General features: G+C 72.6%; 21 protein-coding genes and 1 pseudogene. 4 read left to right on the top strand and 18 right to left on the bottom strand.

The window, feature by feature from the left end; genetic code table 11:
* Window positions 1-73: 73 nt before the first annotated feature.
* Window positions 74-484 carry a DUF2267 domain-containing protein gene (locus AB0B86_RS02355; RefSeq protein WP_357407606.1) on the bottom strand — a complete coding sequence of 137 codons (411 nt, stop codon included), beginning with the start codon at window positions 482-484 and terminating at the stop codon, window positions 74-76.
* Between the two features lie 156 nt (window positions 485-640).
* Here AB0B86_RS02355 and AB0B86_RS02350 point away from each other — a divergent pair, with 156 nt between their 5' ends.
* Together AB0B86_RS02350 and AB0B86_RS02345 are read left to right on the top strand one after the other, a co-directional pair.
* The gene (locus AB0B86_RS02350; RefSeq protein WP_357407608.1) at window positions 641-913 is read left to right on the top strand and encodes a DUF2795 domain-containing protein; all 273 of its coding nucleotides are present in this window, start codon (window positions 641-643) and stop codon (window positions 911-913) included.
* A gap of 42 nt (window positions 914-955) precedes the next feature.
* A complete protein-coding gene (locus AB0B86_RS02345) occupies window positions 956-1633 on the top strand; it encodes a DUF1345 domain-containing protein (protein ID WP_357407610.1) in 678 nt (225 codons plus the stop codon).
* 255 nt (window positions 1634-1888) lie between these two features.
* Here the strand turns inward: AB0B86_RS02345 and AB0B86_RS02340 are convergent, their stop codons facing one another.
* The 6 genes from AB0B86_RS02340 to AB0B86_RS02315 form a co-directional block, all read right to left on the bottom strand.
* Window positions 1889-2557 carry a hypothetical protein gene (locus AB0B86_RS02340; protein ID WP_357407612.1) on the bottom strand — a complete coding sequence of 223 codons (669 nt, stop codon included), beginning with the start codon at window positions 2555-2557 and terminating at the stop codon, window positions 1889-1891.
* 99 nt (window positions 2558-2656) lie between these two features.
* Window positions 2657-3631 carry a pirin family protein gene (locus tag AB0B86_RS02335; RefSeq protein WP_357407614.1) on the bottom strand — a complete coding sequence of 325 codons (975 nt, stop codon included), beginning with the start codon at window positions 3629-3631 and terminating at the stop codon, window positions 2657-2659.
* A 171-nt stretch (window positions 3632-3802) separates the two neighbouring features.
* Entirely contained in the window at window positions 3803-4363 is a 561-nt protein-coding gene (locus tag AB0B86_RS02330) for a hypothetical protein (protein ID WP_357414929.1), read from the bottom strand.
* A gap of 536 nt (window positions 4364-4899) precedes the next feature.
* Window positions 4900-5529, bottom strand: coding sequence for a hypothetical protein (locus AB0B86_RS02325; protein WP_357407618.1), 630 nt, complete (start codon window positions 5527-5529; stop codon window positions 4900-4902).
* Between the two features lie 13 nt (window positions 5530-5542).
* A complete protein-coding gene (locus AB0B86_RS02320) occupies window positions 5543-7327 on the bottom strand; it encodes a DUF4012 domain-containing protein (RefSeq protein ID WP_357407620.1) in 1785 nt (594 codons plus the stop codon).
* Window positions 7328-7425: 98 nt separating this feature from the next.
* Window positions 7426-8673, bottom strand: coding sequence for a glycosyltransferase family 4 protein (locus tag AB0B86_RS02315; RefSeq protein WP_357407622.1), 1248 nt, complete (start codon window positions 8671-8673; stop codon window positions 7426-7428).
* A 165-nt stretch (window positions 8674-8838) separates the two neighbouring features.
* On the opposite strand from AB0B86_RS02315, the gene AB0B86_RS02310 reads away from it, so the two are divergent.
* Window positions 8839-9393 carry a low molecular weight phosphatase family protein gene (locus AB0B86_RS02310; RefSeq protein WP_357407624.1) on the top strand — a complete coding sequence of 185 codons (555 nt, stop codon included), beginning with the start codon at window positions 8839-8841 and terminating at the stop codon, window positions 9391-9393.
* On the opposite strand, the gene AB0B86_RS02305 is transcribed toward AB0B86_RS02310, so the two are convergent.
* Complete coding sequence (locus tag AB0B86_RS02305) at window positions 9374-10837, bottom strand: polysaccharide biosynthesis tyrosine autokinase (protein WP_357407626.1); 1464 nt, start codon at window positions 10835-10837, stop codon at window positions 9374-9376. The genes AB0B86_RS02310 and AB0B86_RS02305 overlap by 20 nt on opposite strands.
* 330 nt (window positions 10838-11167) lie before the next feature.
* Between AB0B86_RS02305 and AB0B86_RS02300 the strand changes: the two are divergent.
* Window positions 11168-11476, top strand: a pseudogene (locus AB0B86_RS02300) (Na+/H+ antiporter NhaA); the annotation flags it as partial.
* A gap of 327 nt (window positions 11477-11803) precedes the next feature.
* Here the strand turns inward: AB0B86_RS02300 and AB0B86_RS02295 are convergent.
* From AB0B86_RS02295 to AB0B86_RS02250, 10 genes are all read right to left on the bottom strand, one after another.
* Complete coding sequence (locus AB0B86_RS02295) at window positions 11804-12001, bottom strand: hypothetical protein (protein ID WP_357407628.1); 198 nt, start codon at window positions 11999-12001, stop codon at window positions 11804-11806.
* A gap of 2 nt (window positions 12002-12003) precedes the next feature.
* Entirely contained in the window at window positions 12004-12318 is a 315-nt protein-coding gene (locus tag AB0B86_RS02290; protein ID WP_357414927.1) for a hypothetical protein, read from the bottom strand.
* Between the two features lie 5 nt (window positions 12319-12323).
* Window positions 12324-12686, bottom strand: coding sequence for a DUF1622 domain-containing protein (locus tag AB0B86_RS02285; RefSeq protein ID WP_357414925.1), 363 nt, complete (start codon window positions 12684-12686; stop codon window positions 12324-12326).
* 39 nt (window positions 12687-12725) lie between these two features.
* Window positions 12726-13313 (bottom strand): TMEM165/GDT1 family protein, encoded by a 588-nt coding sequence (locus tag AB0B86_RS02280; RefSeq protein ID WP_357407634.1) that lies wholly within the window; start codon window positions 13311-13313, stop codon window positions 12726-12728.
* A 217-nt stretch (window positions 13314-13530) separates the two neighbouring features.
* On the bottom strand, window positions 13531-14496 hold the full coding sequence (gene egtD / locus AB0B86_RS02275) for an L-histidine N(alpha)-methyltransferase (protein ID WP_357414923.1): 966 nt from the start codon (window positions 14494-14496) through the stop codon (window positions 13531-13533).
* Between the two features lie 48 nt (window positions 14497-14544).
* Window positions 14545-15291 (bottom strand): ergothioneine biosynthesis protein EgtC, encoded by a 747-nt coding sequence (egtC, locus tag AB0B86_RS02270; protein WP_357407638.1) that lies wholly within the window; start codon window positions 15289-15291, stop codon window positions 14545-14547.
* Window positions 15292-15331: 40 nt separating this feature from the next.
* The gene (gene egtB, locus AB0B86_RS02265; protein ID WP_357407640.1) at window positions 15332-16669 is read right to left on the bottom strand and encodes an ergothioneine biosynthesis protein EgtB; all 1338 of its coding nucleotides are present in this window, start codon (window positions 16667-16669) and stop codon (window positions 15332-15334) included.
* Between the two features lie 41 nt (window positions 16670-16710).
* Window positions 16711-17949: an ergothioneine biosynthesis glutamate--cysteine ligase EgtA gene (gene egtA, locus AB0B86_RS02260; protein ID WP_357407642.1), complete on the bottom strand. Its 1239-nt coding sequence runs from the start codon at window positions 17947-17949 to the stop codon at window positions 16711-16713.
* A 149-nt stretch (window positions 17950-18098) separates the two neighbouring features.
* The gene (locus tag AB0B86_RS02255; protein ID WP_357414921.1) at window positions 18099-18884 is read right to left on the bottom strand and encodes a hypothetical protein; all 786 of its coding nucleotides are present in this window, start codon (window positions 18882-18884) and stop codon (window positions 18099-18101) included.
* A 16-nt stretch (window positions 18885-18900) separates the two neighbouring features.
* Entirely contained in the window at window positions 18901-19530 is a 630-nt protein-coding gene (locus AB0B86_RS02250; RefSeq protein ID WP_357412726.1) for an RNA polymerase sigma factor, read from the bottom strand.
* Window positions 19531-19872 lie beyond the last annotated feature (342 nt).

Here is a 19872-nt window from a genome sequence, read left to right as displayed (position 1 = left end):
TTAGGCCAGGCCGGATCTCCACGCCAAGCGGGACATCAATGGTTGCCCTGGTAAACAGCTGTGTGCGCCCCGGTCAACCCCGGCGCAGCGTCGCCCCCGGCGCCATCGCCGGCTCCACCAGACCCCGGTAGTCACGCGGCAGCTGGGTGACCACATCATCGAACTCACCACCGGTGATCGCCTCCCGCAGGGTGGTGAAGACCGCCCGCGCCGCGTCCCGCGCGGCCGGCTCCCGCACGCCCGCGCGCAACGCCACCCGGGCCACGAACTCGGCCGCCCCGAACCGGTCCGCCTGCTCGGTGCTCGGGCTCGGCTTGAGCACCAGTTGCAGCGGCTGCGGCAGTTGGGCGGCCAGGTCCAGGACCTCACCACCGGTCAGCCGCTCCCCGAACGTCTCCAGAACGGCACGGGTCAACTCGACCGCCCGCTCCGAGGACGTCGCGGTGCGGTGGGAAACCTGATCGACGAAGGTGTCGTAGTTCATCGCGTACTCCCTCGGCTCGCGTCGGCGCCTGCGGGTACCCGCGGCGGGGAGGCGGAAACGGCGCCGGGATTCCTCCGCCGGTCGGGCGTGACCGGCCGGCGGACGGGTAACCGCCGCCGGTCGTGACCACATCGATGCCCCGAGGGAGCCCACGCCATGGCGAGCTACGCCGACGTCCTGCAGTACCTGTCGAGCCTGGACTACCCGGCCGCGAAGGACGACGTGGTCCGCGAGGCCGAACGGGAGGGCGCCCCGCCGGACGTGCTGAAGGCGTTGCGGGCCCTGCCGCCGGTGGACTACGCCAACGACACCGAGGTGGCCCGGTCGGCAGGCATCGAGGCCGCGCCCGAGGTGGGGCCCGCGCAGCGCGCCGAGCAGGCCCGGGACAAGACGCACAACCGGGTCTCGCAGCACCTGCGCGGCATCTGACCCGACGGTGACGGCCACGGCTGCGACACCGGGACGTCGCCGATGACCCAGCCCGGCCCGGCATCCCGACCCTCCCGACCGCCGGACGTAGGCTTCCCGGCAGCGGCGCAACTCGCCGTGGTGGCAGTGGTCGGCGTCATCGCCGGCTGCCTCTTCGCGCTGCTGCTGCCCCTCCCGCTCGCCGCACTCGCCGGCTGGGACGTGGGCGCGCTGAGTTGGCTCGTGCTGGTCTGGCACAAGCTCTGGCCGATGGACGCCGAGCGGACCGCCCGGCTGGCCGTACACGAGGACCCGAACCGGGCGATCCGCGACGCGCTGCTGCTCGTCGCCTGCCTGGCCAGTCTGCTGGCCGTCGGGCTGGTGGTGGCCAGCGCCCAGAGCGCGCCACCCGGGCTCAGCCGGGAGGCGCACGGCGGCCTCGGCGTACTCAGTGTGGTGCTCTCCTGGTTCGTGGTGCACACCGTGTTCGCCGCCCGGTACGCCCGGATCTACTACACGGGCCCGGACGGCGGGGTGAACTTCAACCAGGCCGAGCCGCCCCGCTACTCCGACTTCGCGTACGTGGCGTTCACCATCGGCACGACGTTCCAGGTCTCCGACACCAACCTGACGAGCAACGAGATGCGTCGCACCGTGCTGCGGCATTCGATGGTGTCGTACCTGTTCGGCGCCTTCATCATCGCGGTGACCGTGAACCTGTTGGCCGGTCTGGCCCGCTGAGTGGGGTGCGCCGGCCCCGGGGTTGGCACGGGGGCGGGCGGAACGAAGGGCCGGGACAGGCGGGCGCCCCTGGTCACGAACCGCGACCCAGGGCGCCACGCAAGCCTGCCCAGGCGGTGAACCGCGTCCGAACCGGTCGCGATCACCAGGCGGTGGATGCCCGCCCGAACCGAGCGGTCAGCACTGCCGGGACCAACCATACGACAGAACATCCTCCGTTTGGTCAGAATTTGGGGAAGTGTGGGCCAGGGCACGTCACTGCCGGCCGGTCACCTCCGCGTACCGGTGCTCCAGGTCGACCCGGGCCAGCGCCCCCACCAGCCAGGCCAGCTGCTCCGACTCGCCGCTGGCCAAGCCGGCCAGGTCGTCCGCCGACCGGCCGAGGCCGAGCCGACGGGCCGCGGCCAATGCCCGGCGGTCGGCGACCGGAGCCACCTCCCGCCACAGCGCCTGCGCCTCGCGGAGAAACAACTCGACGACCTGACCGTCCACGCCCGGAAGCTCGGCCAGAAGCGCCCGCTCCCGGACCGGGTCGTGCCGCGCCACCGCCCGCAAGCGGCGCAGATCACCCCGGTACCGCTCGACCACAGAGCGGGCCAGGTCACCCAACACATCGGCCAGCGCGTCCACGTCGCCCCGCTGGCCACCGGCGCGCAGCACCCGGACCAGGTCCCCGGGCAGCGCACGAGCCAGCCGAGCGGCGCTGTCCCAGCCCTCGTCGCGCAACGCCCGCGCCCCGTCCAACGCCCGCCGGAAGTCACCCCGACGGGCCAGCAGCACCGCCAGGTAGAGCACCTGAAACAGGCTCGCCGGGTTGTTCGTCACCCGAAAGCCGTACTGCTCGGCGAAGCCCCGCCCGCTGCCGGCAAGGCGGCGTGCCAGGCGCTTCCGGTCCGCCACGGGCATGATCAGACTGGTCGGCATGCCGGCGACTACCCCCGCGACCGTCGGTCACACCCGGCGCGCGTGCGCGGGCGTCAGCCGTGGCGCGCGGGCCGGTGGGGCGTCCGCCGTGGGGCGGCGTCAGCCGTGCAGGCCGCCGGAGCGGTCGCGGGCCTTGAGGCGGGTGGTGGGCAGGGCGGGCGCGGGCAGCGGTGGCGCCGCATCGTCGGCGACCACGCCGAACCGTCCGTCCCCAGCCATCCAGTCCGCCCGGGCGGCGGCGATCTCCTCGTGCGAGCGGCCGACGAAGTTCCACCACATCACCAGCGGCTCCTCGAACGGCGCACCGCCCAGCAGCAGCAACCGGGCCCCGGCACCGCCGCGCACCGTCAGCTCGCGGCGGCCGGAGCCCAGATAGAGCAGCTCCCCCGGCTCGAACCCCACCTCGGCGGCCTCGGCGGCGCCGGACATCGCCAGCACTGCGTACTCGAAGTCGGGCCGCAGCGCCAGCGTCGTCGGCGCCTCGCCGTTCAATTCCAGCTGCACGCCGACCAGCGGGGTATGCACCACCGCCGGCGACCGCTGCCCGGCGAACTCGCCGACCAGCAGGGTGAGATCCAGATCGCCGTCGCGCCAACGCGGCAGGTCGGCGTGGTGCGCGAAGTCTGCCGCCCCGGCCCGCGCCGGATCCGGCAGCGCCACCCACAGCTGCACGCCGTGCATCACCGGCGGGTGGACGGCGGGCGACCGCTCGGAGTGGGCGATGCCGTTTCCCGAGGTCATCACGTTCAGTTGACCGGGCCGGATCGGCTGGACGTTGCCGAGGCTGTCGCGGTGCAGGATCTCACCGTCGAGCAACCACGTCACCGTCTGCAGACCGGTGTGCGGGTGCGGCGGCACCTCCATGCCGGGTCGCTGCGCCACATCGTCCGGGCCGAAATGGTCCACGAAACACCAGGCCCCGACCATCCGACGGACCCGCTGCGGCAACAGCCGCCGCACCGTGGTGTACCGACCCAACGGCACGTCGTGGCCGGGCAACAGCACACTGCCGGGATCCACGTCGGCCACGCCAGGTGGCCGGGTCTGCGCCAGCATTGATTCGGTACGCTCCACCGCCCGACTGTACGCTCACGCCCACACGTCGTCGCAGCGCTTCTCCGTCAACGCCGACCGGGTCACACCGGGCCCGCCCGAGGCACGGTCGACGCCGAGTCCGGAAACGCCGCTGGCCGGCACCCCGGGTTGGGGGGTGCCGGCCAACGGTCGGTGGTGGTGCGGTGGGGGTCAGCTGTTCCAGTACTGGCCGACCAGGTCGGTGGCCTGCTGCTCCCACTGGGCGTACGCGTCCGGGTACGCCGAGACCTGCACGGTCTGCGCGGCCTCGGTCAGCGGCATGTCCTGCCACCCGTCAACCTGCTTCAGACCCTTGAGGAACGCGGTCGTCGAGTACGCGGGGTCGGTGATCTGCTCCGGCGTACCCCAACCACTGGACGGGCGCTGCTGGAACAGGCCCAGCGAGTCGTGGTCGTTCCTGTCACCGAGGTGACCGAGGTTTTCCAGCTTCGACTCCTGCAGGCTCGTCGCGATCGAGATCACGGCGGCCCGCTCGGGGAGACCCGCCTTCTTCGTCGCGGCGATGATCGCCTTGACGTTGGCGGTCTGCTCACCGTTGAGGGAGATGTGGGACTGGTCGCCCTGCGGCTTCGGCGCGCTGGTCTGCACCGCCGCAGCGGCGGGCTTGGCATCGACCGGGTTGGCGTGGGCGGCGATCGGACCGGCGAACACACCACCGGCGAACGCGAGACCAGCAACGGACAGCATGCTCTTACGGATGATCGTGGTCATGGGGGAAGCTCCTTCGGGGGTAAGGACACCCGCCTGAGGGCTGCGGATGTGAGCACCTCGTCCGGCGCTGCAAAAACGGGGGAAAAGTTTGGGGGTCGGCGGCCTGCGAGCGGGGGGCTCGCGGCGCCAGGTCCCTGTGTAACGACCGGGGGGCCGGGGTCATTCCGGGGGCGGCCCATCCATCGGCACCGCCGCGGCGTGGTCGTTCGTGGGGACTGTAACGACCGGGCCTCGGCCCGCATTCCAGCCCCGGGGGCGGGGCGGTGGTGCTGCGATCGTCAGGGTGTGTAACGACCCCGGCCCGGCCACGATTCCGGGCCACGGGTGCACCCGGTCACAGCCCAGCGGAGCCGGCGGACCCGGACATACCGCCCAGAACGTAACGGCCCGGCACACCGATGCCCCGAAACCCGTATCCCGAACCGGACACCCCCAGCGCCGGGACATCCTCCGCCCACAGAGGCTGGCGCCCGTCGGAGGGTTCCGACGGGCGCCAGCCTCAGGTGCGTACCGGGCCGGGCCCGGTGGGGTGGAGATTAGTGCGCGGCTCCACCGAGGCGCTGGCGGCGACGCCAGGCCAGGGTCAGCAGCAGCATTACCGCTCCGGCGCCGACCAGGCCGCCGCCGAGCTTCATGGGCGTGCCGATGCTGTCACCGGTGACCGGCAGCGGCTGCTTCTTGTGCAGCACCCGCAGCTCGGTGCTGGCGGTACGACCGGACTCCCGGCCGGTGGCGGTGAAGGTCAGCAGACCCGTCACCGACGGCTTGTAGCTCTTGGTGAACCGGCCCTGGGCGTCGGTGTACGCCGTGAAGTGCAGCGGCGCGCTCGCCTGGTAGGCCACCGGGGCCATCGCCACGGTGCTGCCGTCGCTGCGGCGAGCCGGAGCCTGGCCGCCGGCCGGAGCGGCCAGCGGAGCGACCGTCACGGAGATGTCGACTGTCTCGTTCGGGCCGAAGCCGGTGCCGGTCAGCACGACCGTCTCGCCGATGTAGATCGTCGGCCGGTTGACGGTCAGTGAGGCTGCGGCTGGCGGGTACGGCGGCGGCTGGGGCGGGTCAGTGGTCGCGCTGGGCGACGGTTGGGCCGGTGCCGCCCCCGCCGCCGTCGGCACGGCCACCACGGCCAGACCGACCGTGAGCGCCATGATGATGCGGGATAGCCGCATGATTGGTTCCCTCCTACTGGTCACAGCTTGGTGCGGAATGAACTTGGGTGGTCCAGGGGCTGGCGGTGGGGGTCAGCCACAGCTCGGCCTGCCCGACGCCGGTCTTGGCCGTCAGGACGGTGACCTCCAACGCCTTCTCGGCGCCGGGGGCGACATCGACGCTGGCGGTCGCCACTTGGCGGCGACGTTCGGTGCCGCTGCCAACTGCCGTCTCGGCCCCGTCGAGCCGGGCCTCGAGCACCGCTCCGCCGGCCGGGCTGAAGATCGACACCAAGGTTCGGACGGTGTACGGGTCACCAGCCATGCCGAGGCCGAGCACGGATTCGCTAAGTCCGGACTTCGGCGCCGTTGAGCGCAGGGTCACCCGCAGCCGTAGCTCGCGACGCCCGTCGGGCCGGCATTCGCCGACCGTCAGGTTTGCCGTCGGCCGCAGGTAGTAGCCGAGCTTCGCGCCGCTGCCGTCGTTGAGGAACACGCCGACGGTCGGCACGGTGTCCTGTTCCGGAAGCGTCCCGGCCATCCGGCTCGCACCGAATGTCCGTTGTTCCTCAGGTCGGGCACTCCAGAACAATATCCGGCGTTCAGTGATAGCACGGTCAAATGCGGACAACAACACCCTAGGGTTGACATTCTTCTTGAAGAAGGTGTCGAACACCGCCGCGGCCGACGCCGCGAAGAACTCGTCCTGCTGTCGTAGGCCCAGCCGCTGGTAGCTGTCGTTGAGCAGGGTCTGCACGACCTTCTCGCTGGCCAGCGGGACACCACCGGGCACCAGTACCGGGCCGGTCGCCTTGAGCAGGTACGACAACACCACCGGGTCGATGGCGAGCACACCGTCGACGGTGATGCCCGTCGAGCGCCGGAACATCTCGCGGTACAGCGTGGCGGCGGTCGGGAAGTGCGGCGACAGGTTGACGTCAGCGGGGTAGATGCCCGGAAGGTCGGTCCAGAGCGCCCGGGTCTCGGCCGGCACCTTCAGCGCCGGGGTGAACCGGCCGAGCGAGGCACTACTGCCCTGCTTGCCCATCTTCACCACGCCGTTGTTGGCCTCGATCATCGCGTACGCGCCGAACATGCCTCCGGTGGCGCGCAGCTCGGCGAGGTTCTGCGAGACCAGCAGGTAGCGTCGTGGTCCGTTCGCGCCGAGCAGTGGCGGCAGGAGGCGGGCTCCCTGGTCGGCGGCCGTGGTGAGGCTGGCCAGTCGATCGATCTCGGCGCGCAGGTCGGTCAGTGCCTGCCGGACCTGGCTGACCAGGTGGTCGGCCGGCACCGCAGCCAGGTCTCTGCGGGTCCGCTGCACCGAGTCGTTGACCCCGGTCAGCTCGGTGGACACTGCGGTGAGCCCGGCGAGGTTCAGCCGTCCGCTGGTCGGCACCAGGCTGGTCAGATCCGTACGCAGCAGAGTCGGAAAGGCCTCCCGGGCCAGTTGGTCGATGGCGACGGCGATCCGGCGGACGGCGTCCAGATCGTCGCCCGCGATCGGCGTTCGCTTACCGATTCGCCAACTCGGATCGGCCGTCGCCGACCGAGCGGCGCGGGACTGCTCCTGTAGGGCGGCGAGCGTCCGCTGGGCACGGTCGGTGTCCCCACCCACCACCTGGGCGCTCAGCTCCCGAGCCAGGCCGGCGGCGTTGAGCAGGTGGGTACGCGCCTGCCAACCGCGGAAGCCGATCCAACCGCCGGTCGCCAGCAGCAGCGAGCCGACGACCAGTGCGCCGAGGAGGGCACGACGCAGTCGCGCCCGCCGACGACGCCGGGACCGGCTACGCCGCCGGGTCGGCCGTTCGCTTTCCGTCACACCACACTCCCGTTTCGCAGAACCGGACAGAAGGTCGGTTCCCTGACGTTCTTAGCACGCGTCAGGGAACTTCGTACCGTTATTGGGTTCTTGACCCCTTAAGCGAATTTCCTTCTCAGCTCGCCGGCGGGCTCGCTGACCCGTCCCGCCGCCTCGTGCAGCAGCCGCTCGATCCGGTCCACCCCGGCGGGCAGCGACATCTCCCGCAGGTACGCCGCCCGCCCCCGGCGACCCATCTCGGTACGCGTCGGCGGCGGGATGGTGGCGGCCAGCCAGAACCGGTCGGCCAGCGCCGCCCAGTCCTCCGGTGGGCAGGACAGGCCGGCCCGTACCCGTTCGACAAGCTCGGTGGTGTCGCCGCCGGCCGACGCGACCACCGGTGCGGCGCAGGAGAGCGCCGCCTGCAGCTTGCCGGGCACCGTGCCGCGCAACTCCGGCAGGTCACGCAGCATGACCAGTTGATAGTCGGCGGCGGCGTACAGCTCGGGCATGTCGACCGGCGACCGGCGCTCCACGAAGCGGACGTTGTCCGCGCCCAACTCGGCGGCGAGCCCGCGGACCCGCCGCTCGGCCGACCCGGAACCGACCAGGACCAGGTCAATCGTCCGGTCCAGCGCCGCGGCCGCCCGGACCGCTGTCTCCAGCCCCTGCCGCGGACCGATCGTGCCGGCGTGCATGACCACGCACCGTCCGTCTCGACGGATCAGCTGACGGGCGGCCGCGCCGGGCGTCGCCGGATAGAAGATCCGCTCGTCGGTCCAGTTGAGCACCAGCCGGACCCGGTCCGGTTCGGCGCCGGCGGCGACGACAAGGTCCCGCATCGACGGCGCCGCGACCGCGATCCTCGCGGCGGAGCGGTAGATCCGGGTCATCGCGCTGCCCATCCGCGCCACCCAGCCCCCCTCGCCCGCCTCGTCGACGCCGTCGCGGGTCCAGACGTCCTGGACGTGCAGCACGGTCGGCACCCGTCCGAGCAGCCGCAGCACCCCGGCGGCGGCGAACGTTGTGGCCGGGAGTTGGAAGACGTACAGCGCGTCGAGGTCGTTGAAGTACCGGCGCGCGGCGAGCGTCGCGCTGCCGGCGAAGGAGAGGTAGCTGGCCATCCGGGCGCTCGCGGAGGTGGCGCCCCCCGGGTAGCGGGGCACCCTGCGCACGGTAAGCCGTTCGCTGTGCGTCTCGTGGTGCCACCGCTGTCGCCAGCCCGGATAGACGTGCCCGCCGGGGTAGTCCGGAAACCCGGTGAGCACCCGGACCTCGTGTCCGCGCGCGGCCAACTCCTCGGCGAGGCTGCCGGGGATGAACGCGGGCTCGGGCGGGAAGTGGTAGGACAGAATGCCGATCTTCATTGTGGTGCTCCGATCCGCCGCGAATCGGCGGCGATCGGCGCGGCACCCTGAGCAACGGGTGGACGGCCCGCGTACGATTCCGACAACCCCTCCCCGCGCGGCCGGCACCGACGCACCGTTCGCCCGGTGGGCCCGCGCGCGTCCGCACCGACGAGAGGGGCACCGATGGGTGATCGTGTGTTGTTCGTCTGCCACGCCAACCTGTGCCGGTCACCGATGGCCGAGCACCTGGCCCGTCGGCTGCTGGCCGACCGGCCCGTCACGGTGGCCAGCGCCGGCACCGACGCGCTCGACGGATTGTCGATGCACCCGTACGCCCTGGAGGTGGCGACCGAGAGCGACGCGGCCGCGTCGGCGTTCCGGACCCGGGTTCTGCGACCCGAACACCTCGTCGACGCGACGCTGGTGCTGACCGCCACCCGCCGCCAGCGCTCGATCTGCACCGCGCTGGCGCCGAGCGCCCTACATCGGACGTTCACCCTGCGCCAGTTCGGTCGGCTGGCCGCGGCGGCCGAGCCGCCCGCCGAGCCGGCGGACGACCCGTTGCGGGCGGCGATTGCCGCCGTCGCGCGGGCCCGGGGACAACTGCAACCCGCCGCCCCGGACGCGGACGACCTTCGGGACCCGATCGGCGGTACGTCCGCCGACTTCCGACGCTGCGCCGAGGAGATCGAACGGTCGCTGCGACCCCTCGCCGCGCTCATCGGGGCAGCCGGGTGAGTTCCTGGGTGTGGTCGGCGACGCCGTTGACCCCGGTGGCGGTGTCGCTGTGCCGGCCGGACATCGTCCGCTCCGCCGGTACCGACGCCGGAGGCGTCGTGGCGACCACCCGGTAGGCCTCGTACTGGTACGCCTCGGCCTTGGCCACCTTGGCCATGTTCAGCACGCAGCCGAGCAGGCGGACCGATACCGAGTGCAGTGCGCGGGCCGCCGCGGCCACCTGGGTCCGGGACGTACGGCCCTGCTGGCTCACCAGCAGCGCACCGTCGGCCTGCACGGCCACGACCACGCCGTCGGTCACCGCGAGCAGCGGAGCGGTGTCGATGATCACGATGTCCGCCGACTCCCGCAGCGCCAGCAGCAGGTCCGACATCGCCTTGGAACCGAGCAGTTCGCTCGGGTTCGGTGGGGCCGACCCGCTGGGCAGCACCAGCATCGACTTGTCGCCCCAGCGCTGCACCACGTCGCCGACCTTCACGTCGCCGACGAGCACGTCGGTGAGGCCGACCCCGGCGTCCAGCCCCAGGTACTCGTCGACCTTCGGCCGGCGCAGGTCCGCGTCGACAAGCAACACCCGCCAACCCGCCTCGGCCAGCGCGATGGCCAGGTTGCAGGAGAGCGTGGTCTTGCCCTCGCCCTGCAGCGCGCTGGTCACGGCGATGACCCGGGCCGGCTCGTGGACGTCCACGAAGCGCAGGTTCGTCCGCAGCTTGCGCACCGCCTCGGCGCGGGCCGAGGTCGCCGCGTCGCCGATGATGAGCGGCTCGGAGCGGGCGCTGCTCTCGAACGGGATCTCGCCCAGCAGCGGGCTGCCGGTGGCGCGTTGCAGGCCGGCGGAGTCCCGCAGCCGGACGTCGGCGACGCCGCGCAGGATCGCCAGGCCGACGCCGAGCACCAGGCCGATCAGCCCGCCGAGGGTGAGATTGCGCGCCGGTTGCGGGGAGACCGGGTTGGCGGTGACCCGGGGGCCGCTCACCACCTCGATCTTGATCGGAGCCTTACCCTCGGGTGTCGTCTCGACCTTCTGCACCAGGTCGACGAACTTCGCGGCGAGCGACTCCGACACCCGCAGCGCCCGGGTCTGATCGGTGTCGGTGACCGAGGCGCGCAGCAGGACGGTGCCGGTCTCGGTGGAGGTGCTCACCCGGCTACGCACCTCGTCCGCGGTGAGGCCCACCGGGGTCTCGGCCACCACGCTCTGCGCCAGCCGGTCGCTGGTGAGCAGGTCGGCGTACGACTTCACCCGCTGTTGGAGGAAGAGACCACCCTGGTAGGCATCGCTGACGCCGGCGTTGGGGGTGGTGACGAAGAAGGTGACCGAGGCGACGTAGCGGGGTTGTGCCCGTACGGTCAGGAACGCCGAGACACCCAGTGCCACCATGACCGTGACCAGCACGACCCACCAGTGGCGACGCACGTGACGCAATTGGCGGAGCAGGTCCATCAGGAGCGCCTCCGGATCGGTCCGATTACGCCAAAAAACTTCACGAAAACCCCCAAGGTCGTCTGTAACTCGTGAAACCATTAAAGCGGGCTTTACCGCTTATGTCCGGAGTTAGGTAGTTCTGGCGTCGGCAGGTGTGCGCCCCGCATAACCAACCGGGCAGAGGGGCATTCGGCAGCGGCGAGATCGGGGGAAAAGTCGACCGCCGCTCTGATGCCGACCGAACGGCCCCTGCGGTCGGCATCAGGCCGGAACCGGAACCGGGTCGGCAGCGGTGCGCCGGTGAGCCTGGTCGGCGAGTGGATTCCTGCCGTCCGACCACCCCGGGGCAACTCGCCCTGGTCCGACTCGTACACCCGGCCCGGCGGTTGACTGCCCTGGCCCGGCGGTTGCGCCCTGGCCCGGCGGTTGCGCCCTGGCACCTTGATCCGGCCGTGGCCGGTGGGACGACGGCGGACGGCCGGTGGGCGGTCTTCTGCGTGGTGGGTCTGGACTCAAGCGGGAGTTCGTCGCCGGTGGGGTACGCGATCCGCGTCGGCCGCGCTGCCCGTGGTGGCCGCCCTCGGCGGCATGCCGCTGCCGGCGCTGATCCCCCTGGCGGTCGCCGGGACCGGGGGCGGGCCAGGGCTGCGCGGCTGGCCCAGCTCTGCGCCGGGCTGACCGCCGCCACGGTGCGCGGCCGCCGCACCGCCAGGCACCGCCGGCTGGCGCGGTGGGAGCGGCCCGACGGCAACGGCGACGGCGACGGCGACGGCAACGGCGACGGCAACGGCAACGGCAACGGCGATCCCGCCGGCAACGGCAACGGCAACGGCGACAGGGAGCCCGGCGGCGATCCAGCCGGTAACGGCAACGGCAACGGCGATTCCGCCGGCGTGCCCGACGTCTACCAGCGGCCCGTCGGTCGGTGCCAGGTGAGTGGTGGCCGCACGGACCGGCGAACCGCGCACCCGGCGGGCGGCCCGGTCAGCGGCGACGCTCGGCGGGCGGCAGGTCCTCGGTCTCCTCGACAAGCGCCTCCGCGGCCGGTTCGGTGAGGTCGTCGCCCGGGACCGCTATCGCCTCGACGCGATCCTGCTCGTCGGCCTTCCCACCGGGCGGCGGCTCGGGAGCGGTGGCGCCGCCGGCGTAGCCGTACTCGTTCGGTTCGTCGTGCCGACTCATGGTCACCCTCCCGCTTTCCCGGTTTCGCCTCTCACCGCCAACGGTAGGTGCTGATCGTCTCCGCCGCAGCGCGCCGGGGATTGTCGCCCGGACCACGACCGTGCGCTGCCCAGCGCCGCCCCGAGCAGCTGACGCAGGGCGATGATCGCCACCGCGCCGGCCAGCACTTGCCACCCGGGATCGCCGGCGAGCCGGAGCAGACCGGCGGCGATCAGCAGGTCCAGCAGCACCCGGACGGCGGACCGCAGCGCTCCGGTGCTGAGCGCGGTGACCACGCCGGCGACCAACGCCAGGGCGGTGACCACCGTGATCAGCACTCCCGTCACGGTCGGCTCTCGCCCTCGGCCACCTGCCGCTGCTCCTGACGGATCTCCCGGCCCAGGAAGTAGTTGAGCGCCGTTCGGATCGTCGCGATCGCGGCCAGTTGGCCGATCTGGTTGAACGACGGGGACACCGCCGTGCGCAGGACGTCCGCGGCCAACTGGAATTCGAGCCCGAGGGTGAGGAAGCGGCCCAGCGAGAGCCGGATCGGCGTGAAGCGGGCGGCGGTGCGGTGTCGTACCCCTTCGACCACGAACCGCACCGCCGCCCAGACCGCCCCGACGAAGATGACAAGCGCGCCGGCCACCTCCACGACGGCAACCAACACCTGGTCGCCCTGGCGCAACAGCTCGGCCGGCTCCACCTCGGGCCGTTACCCGCCCGCCGGCCAGCTAGTCGACGCTCAGGTCAGCTCGTTCACCGCTTCCAGGATCAGCCAGAGACCGGAGATGGCGAACAGGATCGCGGCACCGTATTTGATGGCCTTCTCCGGCAGCCGCCGACCGAGCATACGGCCGACCAGGATGGCCAGCGCGTCGGCGGCGACCATGCCGACGGTGGAGCCGAGCCAGGTGCCGAACCAGCCGTACTTGGTGGCCAGCGTGATCGTCGCGAGCATCGTCTTGTCGCCCAACTCGGCAAGGAAGAACGCCACCGACACCGCCACGATCGCGGTCTTGCTCGTCTTCTCCGCCTTGCGCTTCTCCTCCTCGGTGAGCTTGTCACCGCGCAGCGTCCACGCGCCGAAGCCGAGGAACGCCACACCGGCCACCAGGGAGATCCAGTCGGTGGGCAGTACCGCACCGAGACCCACGCCGATGGCCACCGACGCCAGGTGCACCACCGCAGTGGCGACAGTGATGCCGATCAACACCGGGATCGGTTTGAACCGCGTGGCGAAGGTGAGCGCCATCAACTGGGACTTGTCCCCCAGTTCGGCGACGAAGATGACGCCGAAGCTGATCACCAGCGCGGCGAAAAATCCCTCCATGACATCCTTCCCGTTCACGCCGGGAGGAGGTACGGGGGCGCCCTCGACCCGGCTGCAACAGCCTGAGTCGAAGGTCTCGCCCGCCCCGTAAAGACCGGGGCCGCGTGGCCGGATGCGGAACGCACCAGTATGTCGACCACGACATTGGGGGCTACTCCCCTTCGCGGGATCAGCCTAGCGGATCACCGCCGGGCCGGGCCCGGGTGGGTGAACCGGCTCACCGTGCCCGCGCCAGCGTGACCCCGAACAGCCCGTCGGGGTCGGTCCAGAACTCCGCAGTGGTGAAGCCCGCGGTGGCCAACTCCTGGGCGATCCCCGCCGGGCGGAACTTCGCCGAGACCTCGGTGCGCAACTCCTCCCCCGCGGCGAAGTCCACGGTCAGGTCCAGCACCCGTACCCGCATCGACCGGGTCGCCCGCAACCGCATCTCGATCCACTCGTGCGCCGGGTCCCAGCGGGCCACGTGCGCGAACGCCTCCGGGTCGAAATCGGCGCCCAACTCCCGATTGATCACCCGCAGCACGTTGCGGTTGAACTCGGCGGTGACCCCGGCGGCGTCGTCGTACGCGGGCACGATCACCGCCGGATCCTTCACCAGGTCGGTGCCGAGCAGCAGCCAGTCGCCGACCTCCAGCGCGCCGCGCATCGCCGTCAGGAACCCGGACCGCTCGGCGGGCAGCAGGTTGCCGATGGTGCCGCCCAGGAACGCCACAAGCCGACGGCCGCCGGTGGGCAGCCGGTCCAGTTGTCGGGTGAAGTCACCCACGATGCCCCGGACCCGCAGGCGCGGGTAGTCCGCGGCGATCTGGGCCGTGGAACTCGTCAGCGCGCTCACCGACACGTCGAGCGGAACGAACGTGCCCAGCCCGCCGTGCCGGGCGAAGGCGTCAAGCAGCAGCCGGGTCTTCTCCGACGAGCCGGAACCCAACTCGATCAAGGTCTTGGCCCTGGTCAACGCCGCGATGGCGGGAGCGCGCTCGGCCAGCACCGCCCGCTCGGCCCGGGTCGGGTAGTACTCGGGTAGTCGGGTGATCTCCTCGAACAACTCGCTGCCCCGGGCGTCGTAGAACCACTTCGGCGGCAGCCACTTCTGCCCGGCGCTCAGCCCGGCCCGGACGTCGTCGCGCAGGCCGCGCTCCAGGTCGCCCGCCTCGAGGTAGATCTCCAGCGGATCCGCGGTCATCGCATTGCCTCTCTCCTCGAACAACAACTGGTTTTCGACAGGTGCGGCTCACCGGATCGGCAACGGGCGTACCCGCACCTCGCCCGCCGTGGCAGTGACGAGGTGCCCCTCCGGCACCGCCCGCCACCCGGGGTCGTCGTCGTGCGGCTCGGAGGCGAGCAGCACCGAAGCCGGCGTCTCCCGGACCGACAACGCGTGGCCGGCCACGCTGGCGACCGCCCGGCGGCCGTCGGTGAGCAGCAGGTTGAGCCGCGATCCGGGCGCGGCCGCGGCCACCTCCGCCACCGTCCGCCCGACCGCCTCGGCCGGGTCGTCGCCGGCGCGCAGCCGATGCCGCACGAGTGCCCAGAGCAACGCCGAGTCGGTGGCGGCGTCCAGGGTGAGCAGGTCACGCACCGGCAGCCCGGCGGCGAGCGGCACCACAGCGTCCGGCCAGCCGCGGACCACGCCGTTGTGGCTGAACAACCACCGGCCCTCGGCGAACGGCGCGGCGGCGCCGTCGAGCACCGCCATCCCGACGGTGGCCGAGCGCACCGCCGCGAGCAACGCGCCGGTGCGGGTCACCGCCGCGAGCTGGGCGATTGTCGGGTCGCTCCAGATCGGCTGTGCCCGTCGGTAGCGCACCGGCTCACCGTCGCCCGGATACCAACCGACCCCGAACCCGTCGGCGTTGATGGTGCCGCCGCCGCGCATGTCACGCGGTGCCCAGGACTGCCGCACGAGCGAGTGCGCCGGGTCGAACAGCACCTCGGCCAGGGTGACCTGTGGTCCCAGGTAGGCCAGGTGGCGACACATCAGGACGCCGTCCCCGCCGGGCCGCCGGGCGCGCGGTGGCTCACCGGTACGACTCGTCCGGTCGGACGTCGCGGGCGCAGCGGAACCCACTGAAGATCTGTCGGCGGATCGGGTAGTCCCAGTTGCGGAAGGTGCCCCGACAGGCCGATCGGTCGGTGCCGAACGAACCACCGCGCAGCACCCGGTAGTCGTCGCCGAAGAAGACCTCCGAGTATTCGCGGTAGGGGAACGCGGTGAAGCCGGGATGCCCGTCGAACGTGGTCGAGGTCCACTCCCAGACGTCGCCGATGAGCTGGTGCACACCCAACGGCGAGGCACCACCGGGGTACGCGCCCACCGGCGCCGGCCGCAGATGACGCTGGTCGAGGTTGGCGTGGGCCTCGGTGGGGTCGTCATCCCCCCACGGATAGCGGCGGGACCGCCCGGTCGCCGGGTCCCACCGGGCCGCCTTCTCCCACTCCGCCTCGGTCGGCAGCCGCTTGCCGGCCCAGGCCGCGTACGCCTGCGCCTCGTAGAAGCACACGTGCACCACCGGCTCGTCGGCACGGACCCGGCTCCACCTGCCGAAGCGCCGGTAGGACCAGTCAGCACCGTCGCGGCGCCAGTGCATCGGCGCGCTCAGCTGCTCCTGGAGCCGGTGTGCCCAGCCCGCCGCGCTCCACCAGCGCGGATCGGTGTAGCCACCGTCGGCGATGAAGGCCGCGTACTGCCCGTTGGTGACCGGGGCGGCGTCGATGACGTACGCGGGCAGCTCGACCCGGTGTGCCGGGCGCTCGTTGTCGAGCGCCCACGGGTCGGTGTCGGTGCCCATTGTGAACTCGCCGGCCGGCACCAGCACCTCGCCAGCGACCCGGGCGGACGGCTCGGGTGGCGGCGGGGCGTGCAGCACCGCCTGCCCCGACCGCAGCTGGTGGGTGGCGAGCATGGTCTCGTCGTGCTGCTGCTCGTGCTGCACGATCATGCCGAAGGCGAACCCGTCGGCGACCAACGGCCGCTCGGTGAACGCCACCCGCTCGAGCAGGTCGTGCACCTTGTCCCGGACGGTGCCCAGGTAGGCACGCGCCTCGGCGGGCGGCAGCAGCGGCAGCGTGGGACGGTCCCGTCGCGGCTGCTTGAACGCGTCGTACAGCTCGTCGATGTCGCACCGGACCGGCTCGCGGCCCCCGACGTCACGGACCAGCCAGAGCTCCTCCTGATTGCCCACGTGGGCGAGGTCCCAGACCAGCGGCGACATCAGCGGTGAGTGCTGGCGCAGCAGATCCTCGTCGTCGACCACCTCGGTCAGCAACGTCGTGCGAGCCCGGGCCCGCGCCAACTCCCCCGCGATCCGGTCGCGCAGCCGCTCCCCGTCGGGGTGTTCTGTCGTACTCGCGCTCATCACGCTGCCCTTCGCTCGCGGCCCCGGTGCACTCCTCGCGTTCACCTGTCCCGTCCTCTCGTCGCTGCGGCCAACCGCCGTCGTACGCCGCGCTGGATCTCGTCGTGGATGCCGGCCGGCAGGTCCAGCCGGGGCAGGGTGCGCAGCGCCAGGTCGAGCAGCGCCGCCGCGGCGGCGGCCAGCGCGGGATCGGCCAGGCCGTGCCGGGCGGCGGCCGACCAGCGGTGCGCCACCGGCGCGGCGACCTCGTGCGCCGCGCGCACCGTGCCCGGATCGGTGAAGAGGGCGCTGAGCACCGCCAGCGGAAGCCGCCAGCCCCGCTCGGGCTGGGCGTCCAGGTAGCGCAGCTCCAGGTAGCCGCGCGGGCGCACGGGCGGGAAGAGGGTGCTGACGTGGTAGTCGAGGTCGTCGGTGGTGGGCGGGCGGGGCAGCGCGCCGTCCAGCCAGTCGGCGAAGGTCACGCCGGGCGGTGCGGTCCAGTCCGGGCCGTGCCGGCGCAGACAGAGCAGGGGTGCGGCCAGCACGTACCGGATCCAGGTGGCGGTCGGGTCCTCGTCGATGCGGCCGGGCGTCCAGACCGGGCGGGTGCGGGCCGGGTCGATGGCCAACCAGGCGGCCATCCGCGCGGAGGCCCAGCCGGTGCGCCGCCCGGCGTGCCGGTTGGCCGACGCGAACGCCGCGAGCAGTGGCGGCCCGACCGCGTGGGCGGCCGCCCAGCGTGCCGGGACCTGGTCGGGCTCACCGGCGTCGAGGCAGACCTGCAGGCCGGCGGTGCTGTACATCATGGTGCGGCCGGCGGCGCCGTGTCTGTCGAAGGCGCCGCGCATCGCGCGGTAGCGGGGAGTTTCCAGCACCGGGCGGGGCCGTCGGTGTGGGTCGATGCCGCTGCGGCCCAGGATCAGCCCGGCGGCGGCCAGCAGGTCGGTGACCTGGGCGATGTCGGCCTCGGTGGCGAGGATCAAGGCGGTGACCGAGGGGCGGGGCGGGGTGGAGATCTCCAACTGGCCGCCCGGCTCGAGGGTCACCAGGCCGCCGTGTCGCAGCGGCTCGGCCGGGCTTGTCACATCAAGCGTGGCGGGGCTGTGCCGCCCCAGCGCCGCCCGTAGCCGCGTCGGGTCGACGGGGCGGGCGGGATCGGCGGCGTCGTGCACGGTCCATTCCAGTTCGACGCCGGTGAGCGTCGGTGGGCCGGTCTTGAAGCAGATCCGGGCGAGGTGCCGGCTCGCGGCGCCGGACTCGCGCAGGATGGCGCTGCGGTCCAGCTCGGGTGACGTCACCAACGGTCGGGACCCCCCTCCATCTGCCGACTCTGGGACACGGTGCCACCGTAAACCCACCCACCGACACCGTCGGGGCCATGCCAGCGCCACCCACCTCTGTCCAACAGACGCAGTTCCCGCGCAGGGCGGAACGGAAACGCGCCGACCGTTCACCTGGGAGCGCGGTGGCCCGCCGACGGCGGTGGTGCCTTGGGCTTCGCCGGCTCGGACGGCCTGGGTTCGGGCGCCAACCGCTGGCAGTACGCCGCGACCTCGGCGACGCCGCCGGCGGCGGCCACCAACGACTCGAAAGCCGGCGTCCGTAGCGCTGACTCCCGGTGTTCGGGCTTCTTCGCCTGCCAGGAACGGCACAGCCCGGGCAACTGGCCGGCGGGCGGGCCAGGGTTCGACGGCGGGCCCGGCGACGGCGGGCGGGACACCGGCGGGTCCGGCACCGGCGCGCCGGGTGCCGGTTGACCCGGCGACGGCGGGCCGGGCGGCACCGATCGACCGGGCTCGCCAGCGGTGGATGCGCTGCGATCGGGGCTCGACGAGGTCCGCGACGGCGCCGGTGCGACGGGCTCCGGCGTCCGGTCCCGGGTGACCGCGGCGAAGGCGGCGCCGGCCGTGGCGGTGGCCGCCAGCGCGCCGATCCAGGCCACCGCGCCGGTGGTGAGGCGGCGACGGTGCGGCCGGCGGGGCACGGACGGCGCCGGCGCGGCCCGAGCCGCCCGGAACGCGGCAAGCGCGGCATCCTCGCCGGCCAACTCGCCCGGCCGGGCCGGGCCGGCGGCCGCGGCGAGCAGGCCGGCCACCGGATCCGCAGCGGGTACGGCCACCGGCGACGACCCCGTGTCGACCCGGCCGACCTGGTCCGACGGGGCATGAACGTCAGCGCGGGCCGCGTCGAGCAGCCGTTCGGTTTCGGCATTGTCGACGCGCCGGAACGGGTTCATCCAGAATCCCCTCACGTCAGCCGTCCGCCGGCTCGGCGTGCGATGCCCGCAGGGATGGGCTGCCACCGGTGCGGGGCAGCGGCACCCCGTCGACCTCGGCCGACGGCTCGCCGCTCTGCCTTTCCAGCAGGGCGGCGAGCCGTCGCAGACCGCGATGGGCGGCGGTCCGGACGGCGCCGGCCCGACGGCCCAGCACCCGGCCGGCTGATCCCGCGTCCAATCCGATCACGGCTCTGAGCAGGACCGCTTCGGCTTCGCGGGGTGGCAGCGTGGCGATCAGTGCCAGGGCGGTCTCGGTGCCGATCGTCTCGCTGGCGCCCTCGGCGGTGTCCGCCGTGCTGGCCAGGTCGACGAGCGCGTGCACCGGGACCGGCAGGGACGGTCGGCGGCGCAGCCGGCGCAGGTGGTCCATCGCCCGGTTACGGGCGATGGTGACGGCCCAGGCGCGGAACTCGCCACCGGTGAAGGTGGGCAGGTCCCGGGAGATCTGTAGCCAGGTCTCGGAAGCGACGTCCTCCGCGTCCGAGCCGACCAGGGCGGTCAGATAGCGCAGCAGGCCCGGTTGGAGGCTGCGGTAGAGCAGGCGGAACGCGTCCTCGTCCCCCGCCTGCGCCGCGCTGACCGCCTCCGACAGCTCGGCTGTCATCCGCGACCCGTGGCGGGTCCGGCTCGCCCCGCCCCGCGTAGCCGCGGCGCGGCAGAGCACGCGGTATGACTCGTCCGACCGCCACACATCCGCCCCCGCACCGCCCTCCGCCGATCTGCTCCGACCCGTGACCGAGGTCGTCGGCCGGGATGCCTGGTGGCCGACGCCAGGGTCGATCGGCTCCGCGCGTCGACGGTCGAGGTGACCGGAGGCGCCGAGCCGGGCTAACGCTAGGACGGGGCCACCGAGGCGACAAGCCGGCACGTTGTCACGGAAGAGTGACAATTATCAACTCTGCGGGCCGGCGTGTCATCGTCACCGCCTGTGACCAGAGCGCGCAAA

This window comes from Micromonospora sp. NPDC049047, assembly GCF_040649135.1.
In the GTDB taxonomy this organism is placed as follows: domain Bacteria; phylum Actinomycetota; class Actinomycetes; order Mycobacteriales; family Micromonosporaceae; genus Micromonospora.
Note: the sequence above shows the minus strand (reverse complement) of the source record. Positions and strands in the feature narration are given on the sequence as shown.

Excerpts from the sequence above, each read along its gene's own strand:
- AB0B86_RS02355 (WP_357407606.1), bottom strand. The coding sequence starts at position 484 with ATGAACTACGACACCTTCGTCGATCAGGTTTCCCACCGCACCGCGACG.
- AB0B86_RS02350 (WP_357407608.1), top strand. The coding sequence starts at position 641 with ATGGCGAGCTACGCCGACGTCCTGCAGTACCTGTCGAGCCTGGACTAC.
- AB0B86_RS02345 (WP_357407610.1), top strand. The coding sequence starts at position 956 with ATGACCCAGCCCGGCCCGGCATCCCGACCCTCCCGACCGCCGGACGTA.
- AB0B86_RS02340 (WP_357407612.1), bottom strand. The coding sequence starts at position 2,557 with ATGCCGACCAGTCTGATCATGCCCGTGGCGGACCGGAAGCGCCTGGCA.
- AB0B86_RS02330 (WP_357414929.1), bottom strand. The coding sequence starts at position 4,363 with ATGACCACGATCATCCGTAAGAGCATGCTGTCCGTTGCTGGTCTCGCG.
- AB0B86_RS02325 (WP_357407618.1), bottom strand. The coding sequence starts at position 5,529 with ATGCGGCTATCCCGCATCATCATGGCGCTCACGGTCGGTCTGGCCGTG.
- AB0B86_RS02315 (WP_357407622.1), bottom strand. The coding sequence starts at position 8,673 with ATGAAGATCGGCATTCTGTCCTACCACTTCCCGCCCGAGCCCGCGTTC.
- AB0B86_RS02310 (WP_357407624.1), top strand. The coding sequence starts at position 8,839 with ATGGGTGATCGTGTGTTGTTCGTCTGCCACGCCAACCTGTGCCGGTCA.
- AB0B86_RS02305 (WP_357407626.1), bottom strand. The coding sequence starts at position 10,837 with ATGGACCTGCTCCGCCAATTGCGTCACGTGCGTCGCCACTGGTGGGTC.
- AB0B86_RS02295 (WP_357407628.1), bottom strand. The coding sequence starts at position 12,001 with ATGAGTCGGCACGACGAACCGAACGAGTACGGCTACGCCGGCGGCGCC.
- AB0B86_RS02280 (WP_357407634.1), bottom strand. The coding sequence starts at position 13,313 with ATGGAGGGATTTTTCGCCGCGCTGGTGATCAGCTTCGGCGTCATCTTC.
- egtD (WP_357414923.1), bottom strand. The coding sequence starts at position 14,496 with ATGACCGCGGATCCGCTGGAGATCTACCTCGAGGCGGGCGACCTGGAG.
- egtC (WP_357407638.1), bottom strand. The coding sequence starts at position 15,291 with ATGTGTCGCCACCTGGCCTACCTGGGACCACAGGTCACCCTGGCCGAG.
- egtB (WP_357407640.1), bottom strand. The coding sequence starts at position 16,669 with ATGAGCGCGAGTACGACAGAACACCCCGACGGGGAGCGGCTGCGCGAC.
- AB0B86_RS02255 (WP_357414921.1), bottom strand. The coding sequence starts at position 18,884 with ATGAACCCGTTCCGGCGCGTCGACAATGCCGAAACCGAACGGCTGCTC.
- AB0B86_RS02250 (WP_357412726.1), bottom strand. The coding sequence starts at position 19,530 with ATGACAGCCGAGCTGTCGGAGGCGGTCAGCGCGGCGCAGGCGGGGGAC.